This window comes from Shewanella sp., assembly GCF_051658185.1.
In the GTDB taxonomy this organism is placed as follows: domain Bacteria; phylum Pseudomonadota; class Gammaproteobacteria; order Enterobacterales; family Shewanellaceae; genus Shewanella.
Map to the genome: position 1 here is coordinate 1 of NZ_JBOFMC010000211.1, position 7,798 is coordinate 7,798.

The window sequence follows — 7,798 nt, forward strand, 5'->3', positions numbered from 1 at the left end:
AATAAAAGAGTTAATTCGCCTAAAAAACTGGCAACAGCTTGATTTGGTGGTTAACAAAAAATTGACAGTGACAGCAAAGCGGCGAAAAGCGTGGGGAACGTCAAAAAGCCCATGGCGGCGGGAGGGGCTTGGTCTTAGGCGCGAGGAGCTCGCGCCGAGCGTCTAGTTCCGAGGGCCTAGACTTTAGGGCGTAGACCCCAGACCCCAGACCCTAGCCCCTCGGTGCTCGCCGCTATCCTTTGACGCGCAGCGACAAATCTAAGGCGCGGATATGCTTGGTCAGGGCGCCGACGGAGATAAAATCCACCCCGGTTTTGGCAAAGTCGCTGACGGTCTCTAAGGTCACATTCCCCGAGACCTCCAGCTTAGCGCCTTTGGCGCCGTTGCTGGCGCAATGCTGCTGATTGAGTTCGACCGCATCGACCATCATGGTGATATCAAAGTTATCGAGCATGATGATATCGGCACCGGCATCGAGGGCTAAGGCGAGTTCGCTTAAGGATTCGACTTCGACCTCAATGGGTTTATTGGGGTGCAGCGCGCGAGTGGCGCTGACGGCGCTTTTGATCCCGCCGCAGGCCATGATGTGGTTTTCTTTAATTAAAAAGGCATCAAACAGACCAATGCGGTGGTTTTTACCGCCGCCGCAGGTGACGGCATATTTTTGGGCGGTGCGCAGCCCCGGGATGGTTTTGCGGGTATCGAGCAGGCGGGTGTGGGTGCCGGCCAATTTATCCACATAACGTTTGGTGATGCTCGCGACCCCCGACAGGGTTTGGATAAAGTTCATCGCGGTGCGCTCGCCGGTGAGCATAGTGCGGGCAGGGCCGGAAAGCTCACACAGCACTTGATTGGGGAGAACTAAATCGCCATCGTCGACGTGCCAGTGCAGGGCAACCTCGCCGCCGAGTTGATTAAACACTTGTTCTGCCCATGCTTTACCGCAAAATACGCCTTCTTCACGCGTAATTAAGGTCGCCTCGGCATATTTATCGGCGGGGATCAGCAGCGCGGTGATGTCGCCGTAGGCAATGGCTTTTGTGTGCTGATTGATGTCACAAAAGCCTAAGTCTTCGGCGAGGGCGGTTTTGACGGCGTGGCGAATATCGTTTTCTAACATAATCAGGATCCTTGCTGCTTGCATGCGGGTATTTTGGGTCGCATTGAATGGGCGATAAGTGCAGGGTTGGCACAGACTTTCGATGCTCTTAAGATTATCATGGCTGAAGCAAAATGCTAAGGCGCGTAGGACGCAGAATCTCGGTGCTAGTTTTTAGGCGCTAGGATTTTGGCTTTAGGTTTTAGGTGCTCGGCTCAAGTCGGCTCAAGTGCTGAGCCCCTCGGCCCTTTCAGTAAGGAGTTGCGATGAGTGTGGAATTAGGGTGGTACAGCGGCGCGCGCCGCTGCCCGTCGCCGCATGTTAATGCCCGTCCCCACGGGGAGGTGAGTTTGCTGGTGATCCACAATATCAGCTTGCCAGCGGGCTGTTTTGGTTTGCCTTATATCGATCAATTATTTCAAGGGTGTTTAGATATCCGCGCCGATGCCAGTTTTGCGCAGTTAGCCGGGCTTGAGGTGTCGGCGCATTTTTTAATCCGCCGCGACGGCGAGTGTGTGCAGTATGTCAGTTGCCTTGATAGGGCGTGGCATGCGGGGGTATCTTGTTATGGCGAAAGGGAAAATTGTAACGATTTTTCGATTGGCATTGAGCTTGAAGGGACGGATACTGACCCCTATACTGCGGCGCAATATCAGGCGTTGACGCTGCTGACTCAAGAGTTACTGCAGGCCTATCCGTTATTGAGCGTTGAGCGCATTGTCGGCCATTGTGATATTGCGCCGCAGCGTAAAACCGATCCGGGGCCAAGCTTTGATTGGCAACGATACCGAAGGGCGCTAAGCCTGAAAAATGAGAATCTAGCACCTAGGCCCTAGGAGCCAGAACCTAGGCCCTAGAACCTAGGCCCTAGAACTTAGACCCTAAAACTTAGACCCTATCAGGCCGCAAGGAGTATGACCGATGGCATTGTTTTCATTGTTAGTGGCGATTTTGGTGGAGCGACTGAAGTTGTTGCCGGTGTCGTGGGAGTTAGACAGGTTACTGCAAGCCTATCAAGCCACTTTTTTTGGGGATAAGGCTCTGCTCACGCGTGCGACGCTGGCGCTGGCGTTAGTGCTCCCCGCCGCCTTGGTGTACGCCTTAGCTTGGTTAGTGGCCGGGCTTTGGTGGGGCGTGCTCAGTTTAGCCCTGTGGGTGGGGGTGGCGATACTGTGCTTTAATCATGTCACGCTGCGAGGGATTTTTAAAAAGTACATGCAGGCAGCTTGTCGGTTGGATGTGCAGGCCTGCTATCACTATGGCGCTGAGCTTGATTGCAGCGAATGTTTAGCGGCGGTCTCGGAGAGTGAATTGGGTGCCAAGGTGGGCCAGAGTGTGGCCTGGATTAACTATCGCTATTACGGCGCGGTGGCATTATTTTTAATCTTTTTGGGGCCAGTCGGCGCGCTGTTTTATTGTACGGTGCGCTTTTATGCCGAAGAAAATGCGCGTAAATCCCTTAACTTACCTTTAGTTGACTCCCTCATCCATGTGCTCGATTGGCTGCCAAGCCGCCTGTTTGCCTTTGGCTATGCGTTAAGTGGGCAATTTAGTGAGGCCTTTACGGTGTGGCGTCAGCAGGCGTTTAGCTTAACAAGCCGCGCCAGAACCGTGGTGACGGCCACCGTATTAGCGGCCCAACCTTTGCCAGAGGTAGCTGACGCCGACGCGCATCGAGCGCCGGTGTGTGTGCAGTCAACGCTGGCACTGTTAAAACTGAGTAAGCGGAATTTTATCTTATTGGTCACTGTGTTATCGTTGTTAACCATCTTTGGGGTGGTCAATTGAGCGGTAAGCGAACCGATGGCGTCTCTCGGTGGATAGCCCGTGCGGGCTGCTGAGTTTGACGCCGGTCACCTTTTGCAAATGAAATTCAAGGTAGACATCAAAAGTTTGATTTGATAAAGTGCGCTCATTCAAAAAAATTGGTAAGACCAATTGACAATGGAGCTGTGCGCCTCATGGCCTATAGTAAGATTAATCAGCCAAAAATTTCTGACGTGATCATGGCGCAATTAGAGCAAATGATCCTCGAGGGCAGTTTGCAGCCCGGCCAAAAATTACCGCCAGAACGCGAATTGGCGATCCAGTTTGAAGTGTCGCGTCCTTCTTTGCGCGAAGCGATTCAAAAGCTTGAAGCGAAAGGATTGCTGATGCGCCGCCAAGGTGGCGGTACCTACGTTAAAGAACAACTCTGGCAGACCCTTGCCGATCCTATTGTTGAACTGATGAATTCGGATACAGAAAGTCAATATGACTTGCTGGAGTTTCGTCATGCCACCGAGGGCATGATGGCGTATTTTGCGGCGCTGCGCGGTACCGACGCGGACATGCAAAATATCAAACGAATGATCCATGAGGTGGAAGTTGCCACCGGTATCGAGGAAAAAGCGGCGGCGATTGTGCGGTTTTATCGCGCCGTGGCCGAAGCCTCCCATAATGTGGCTATGCTGCATTTGGTCCTGAGTTTAACCCCTGTGCTGCATCAAAATGTGGCGCAAAACCTGGAGCTTTTAAGCCGCCGCGAAGAAGCTTCGACGATTGCCAATGATCACCGGCGAGCCTTGCTCGCGGCGATTGTTCGGCGCGATCCTGAAGCCGCAAGAGAAGCCTCGAATGAACACTTAAGTTACATCGAAGAGGTGATGTTATCTGTGCGGGAAGAAGATAGCCGGTTGCAACGCAGCTTGCGCCGCTTAAAGAGTGGCGCTTAATCCCCGTATATTTAGCACATTGCTAAAGGGAAATATGCCGCAAAACCATTATTATCATGTATATAGAGAAGGACAGTGTGATGTCTGAAGATATGCTACAAGACGTAGATCCGTTAGAAACTCAGGAATGGGTTGATGCCCTGCAAGCGGTATTAGAACAAGAAGGCCCTGAACGTGCGCATTTCTTATTAGAAAAGCTCATCGATAAGGCTCGCCGTAATGGCACTCACCTGCCTTACACCGCGACGACCGCCTATTTAAATACCATTCCTGCGGGACAGGAGCCGCACATGCCGGGCAACCAAGAGATGGAGCGCCGTATTCGCGCGATCATCCGTTGGAATGCGCTCGCGATGGTGCTGCGCGGCTCGAAAAAGGATTTAGAGTTAGGTGGGCATATTTCCAGCTTTGCGTCGAGCGCCACTATCTATGACGTGTGTTTTAACCATTTCTTCCGCGCACCGAATGAGAAAGACGGCGGCGATTTAGTGTATTTCCAAGGGCATATTGCCCCGGGGATTTATGCGCGCTCCTTTTTAGAAGGCCGTTTAAGTGAAGAGCAATTAGCCAACTTCCGCCAAGAGGTGGATGGTAAGGGCTTATCTTCGTATCCGCACCCGAAACTGATGCCCGATTACTGGCAATTTCCAACAGTTTCTATGGGCTTAGGCCCGATTCAAGCGATTTATCAGGCGCGTTTCCTCAAATATTTGACTGACCGCGGCATTAAAGATTGCTCGGCGCAAACCGTGTATTGCTTCTTAGGTGACGGCGAGTGTGACGAGCCAGAAGCCTTAGGCGCGATTGGCTTAGCGGCGCGCGAAGAGTTAGATAACTTAGTGTTTATCATCAACTGTAACCTGCAACGTCTGGACGGCCCAGTACGCGGTAACGGTAAGATCATCCAAGAGCTGGAAGGCGAGTTCCGCGGCGCAGGCTGGGAAGTGGTTAAAGTGATTTGGGGCCGTTATTGGGACCCATTATTAGCGCGCGATACCAGCGGTAAGTTATTGCAGTTAATGGAAGAAACCGTTGACGGTGAATACCAAAACTGTAAAGCCAAAGGTGGCGCTTATACTCGCGAACACTTCTTCGGCAAATACCCAGAAACCGCCGAAATGGTGGCGAACATGTCAGACGATGACATTTGGCGTTTAAACCGTGGTGGTCATGATCCTGTTAAAGTGTATGCGGCGTTAGATCATGCGCAAAAAACCAAAGGTCGCCCAACGGTGATTTTAGCGAAAACCGTTAAAGGTTACGGTTTAGGCGATGCGGGTGAAGGTAAAAACATCGCCCATAACGTGAAGAAGATGGGTATCGAGTCTATCCGTTACTTCCGCGATCGTTTCAACATCCCGATCCCTGACGATCAATTAGAAGATCTGCCGTTCTATCACCCCGGTCCAGATTCGGAAGAAGTGAAGTACATGATGAGCCGCCGCGAGGCGCTGCACGGTAGCGTGCCGCAACGTCGTGAGAAGTTCAGCCAAGCGCTTGAAATCCCGTCACTGAAGATTTTTGACTCGATTTTACAAGGCTCTAATGGCCGTGATATTTCATCGACCATGGCGTTTGTGCGCGTACTGACGGCACTGCTCAAAGACAAGAAAATTGGCAATAACATTGTGCCGATTATCCCGGACGAAGCCCGTACCTTCGGGATGGAAGGATTGTTCCGCCAAGTGGGGATTTATGCCCATGAAGGCCAAAAGTATGTGCCGCAAGACTCTGATCAAGTTGCTTATTATCGTGAAGATAAGAGCGGCCAAGTATTGCAAGAAGGCATTAACGAACTTGGCGCAATGTCATCTTGGGTGGCGGCGGCGACCAGTTATTCGGTCAATAACGTGCCGATGATCCCGTTCTACATCTACTACTCGATGTTTGGTTTCCAACGTATTGGTGACATGGCGTGGGCCGCCGGTGATATGCGGGCGCGCGGTTTCTTAGTGGGCGGTACGTCAGGGCGCACGACCTTAAACGGTGAAGGGTTGCAGCATCAGGATGGTCACAGCCATGTGCTGGCCAACACTATCCCTAACTGTATTACCTACGATCCGACTTATGGTTATGAGATTGCCGTTATCGTGCAAGATGGTATCCGTCGTATGTACGGCGAAAATCAAGAAGATATCTTCTACTACCTGACCACAATGAACGAAAACTACGTGCAGCCACCGATGCCAGCAGGGGCTGAAGAAGGCATTGTGAAAGGGATCTACAAGTTAGAAACCGTGGCCGGTTCGGGTCAAGGCAAAGTGCAGTTAATGAGTTGTGGCACCATTTTGGAGCAAACCCGTAAAGCCGCGCAGGCACTGGCGAAAGATTTTGGTATTACTGCCGACGTCTTTAGCGTGACCAGCTTTAACGAGTTGACCCGTGATGGCCAAGCGGTAGAGCGCTGGAACATGCTGCACCCAACCCAAACGCCAAAACAAGCCTATATCAGCCAAGTGATCGCAAGTGATGCGCCGGCGATTGCGGCAACAGACTATATGAAGATTTACGGCGAGCAGTTACGCGCGTTCATGCCGACTGATTACAAAGTGTTAGGGACTGATGGTTTTGGTCGCAGCGACAGCCGCGATAATCTGCGTCACCATTTTGAAGTGGATGCCAAGTTCATCGTGATTGCGGCATTGAAATCCTTAGTGGATCGCCAAGAGCTGCCTGTCGATGTGTTAGCCAACGCCATTAAAGAATATGGCATTGATGCTGACAAGATCAATCCACAGTACGCGTAAGGGGCAATAAAAATGTCTGAATTAAAACAAGTTTTTGTTCCTGATATCGGCGGCGATGAAGTGCAGGTGATTGAGATTTGCGCAGCGGTTGGCGATAACCTCGCCGCAGACGCCTCGATTATCACCGTTGAAAGCGATAAGGCGACCATGGATATTCCGGCGCCATTTGCCGGTGTGCTGGCTGAACTTAAGGTTGCGGTAGGCGATAAAATCAGCGAAGGCACGCTGATTGCGCTGATGCAGCCCGTGGACGGCGCAGCTCAAGCTGCGGCGCCTGCGCCAGTTGCCACCCCTGCGGCGCCTGTTCCCGCTCCAGTAAAAACGGATCCTGCTCCTGTGGTGGCAGCGCCAGCGGCGGGTGCAACCAAATTAGTTGAAGTCACTGTGCCGGATATCGGGGGTGACACCGATGTGTCTGTTATCGAAGTTTTAGTGGCCGCTGGCGATAAGATTGAGGTTGACGCAGGCCTTATCACGCTTGAAACCGACAAAGCGACCATGGACGTACCATCGCCATTCGCGGGTGTGGTGAAAGAAGTGAAAGTGGCGGTAGGTGACAAGGTTTCTCAAGGCTCGTTAGTGATCCTGCTCGAAGTGGGCGGCGCGGCACCTGCTGCTCCTGCTCCACAAGCAAGCGCGCCTGTGGCTCAAGCTGCTCAAGCGGCTCCAGCTGCGCCTGTGGCTCCCGTCGCGACAGCGGCTCCTGTTGTTGCCGTTAAAGAAATTCAAGTGCCGGATATTGGCGATGCCAGCAATGTCGATGTGATTGAAGTGCTGGTGGCCGTTGGCGATACCATTCGCGTCGATCAAGGTTTAATCACCCTTGAAACCGATAAAGCCACCATGGAAGTGCCAGCACCGTTTGCCGGTAAATTGCTGTCGTTAACGGTGAAGGTGGGCGACAAGGTCTCGCAAGGTAGCGTGATTGCCACTATTGAAACGACGACGGCAGGTACTGCCGCACCAGCGCAGGCATCAGCGGCTCAGGCATCAACAGCTCAGGCATCAACAGCTCAGGAAACGCTGGCTCAGGCATCCGCTGCGCAAGAGACGCCAGTCGTTGCTGCGCCAATGAGCCGTCCACCGGTGCCGCATCATCCAAGTGCCGGTACGCCTGTGGCCACAGGGGCGGTGCATGCCTCGCCGGCGGTGCGTCGTTTGGCTCGTGAGTTTGGGGTCGACTTGACCAAAGTGACGGGCAGCGGACGTAAAGGCCGCGTGATGAAAGAAGATGTGCA

General features: G+C 52.7%; 6 protein-coding genes. 5 read left to right on the forward strand and 1 reads right to left on the reverse strand.

Going from position 1 to position 7,798, the window contains the following annotated elements:
* Positions 1-232 precede the first annotated feature (232 nt).
* Positions 233-1,120, reverse strand: coding sequence for a carboxylating nicotinate-nucleotide diphosphorylase (nadC, locus tag ACRCZA_RS08280; protein ID WP_438673980.1), 888 nt, complete (start codon positions 1,118-1,120; stop codon positions 233-235).
* A gap of 245 nt (positions 1,121-1,365) precedes the next feature.
* Between nadC and ampD the strand changes: the two genes are divergently transcribed.
* The 5 genes from ampD to ACRCZA_RS08305 form a co-directional block, all read left to right on the forward strand.
* On the forward strand, positions 1,366-1,935 hold the full coding sequence (gene ampD / locus ACRCZA_RS08285; RefSeq protein WP_438673981.1) for a 1,6-anhydro-N-acetylmuramyl-L-alanine amidase AmpD: 570 nt from the start codon (positions 1,366-1,368) through the stop codon (positions 1,933-1,935).
* An 85-nt stretch (positions 1,936-2,020) separates the two neighbouring features.
* On the forward strand, positions 2,021-2,887 hold the full coding sequence (gene ampE / locus ACRCZA_RS08290; protein ID WP_438673982.1) for a beta-lactamase regulator AmpE: 867 nt from the start codon (positions 2,021-2,023) through the stop codon (positions 2,885-2,887).
* A gap of 173 nt (positions 2,888-3,060) precedes the next feature.
* Positions 3,061-3,813 (forward strand): pyruvate dehydrogenase complex transcriptional repressor PdhR, encoded by a 753-nt coding sequence (pdhR, locus tag ACRCZA_RS08295; RefSeq protein ID WP_438673983.1) that lies wholly within the window; start codon positions 3,061-3,063, stop codon positions 3,811-3,813.
* Between the two features lie 80 nt (positions 3,814-3,893).
* Positions 3,894-6,560 (forward strand): pyruvate dehydrogenase (acetyl-transferring), homodimeric type, encoded by a 2,667-nt coding sequence (aceE, locus tag ACRCZA_RS08300; RefSeq protein ID WP_438673984.1) that lies wholly within the window; start codon positions 3,894-3,896, stop codon positions 6,558-6,560.
* Positions 6,561-6,572: 12 nt separating this feature from the next.
* A partial coding sequence (locus ACRCZA_RS08305; RefSeq protein ID WP_438673985.1) for a biotin/lipoyl-containing protein occupies positions 6,573-7,798 on the forward strand: 1,226 nt, incomplete at its 3' end.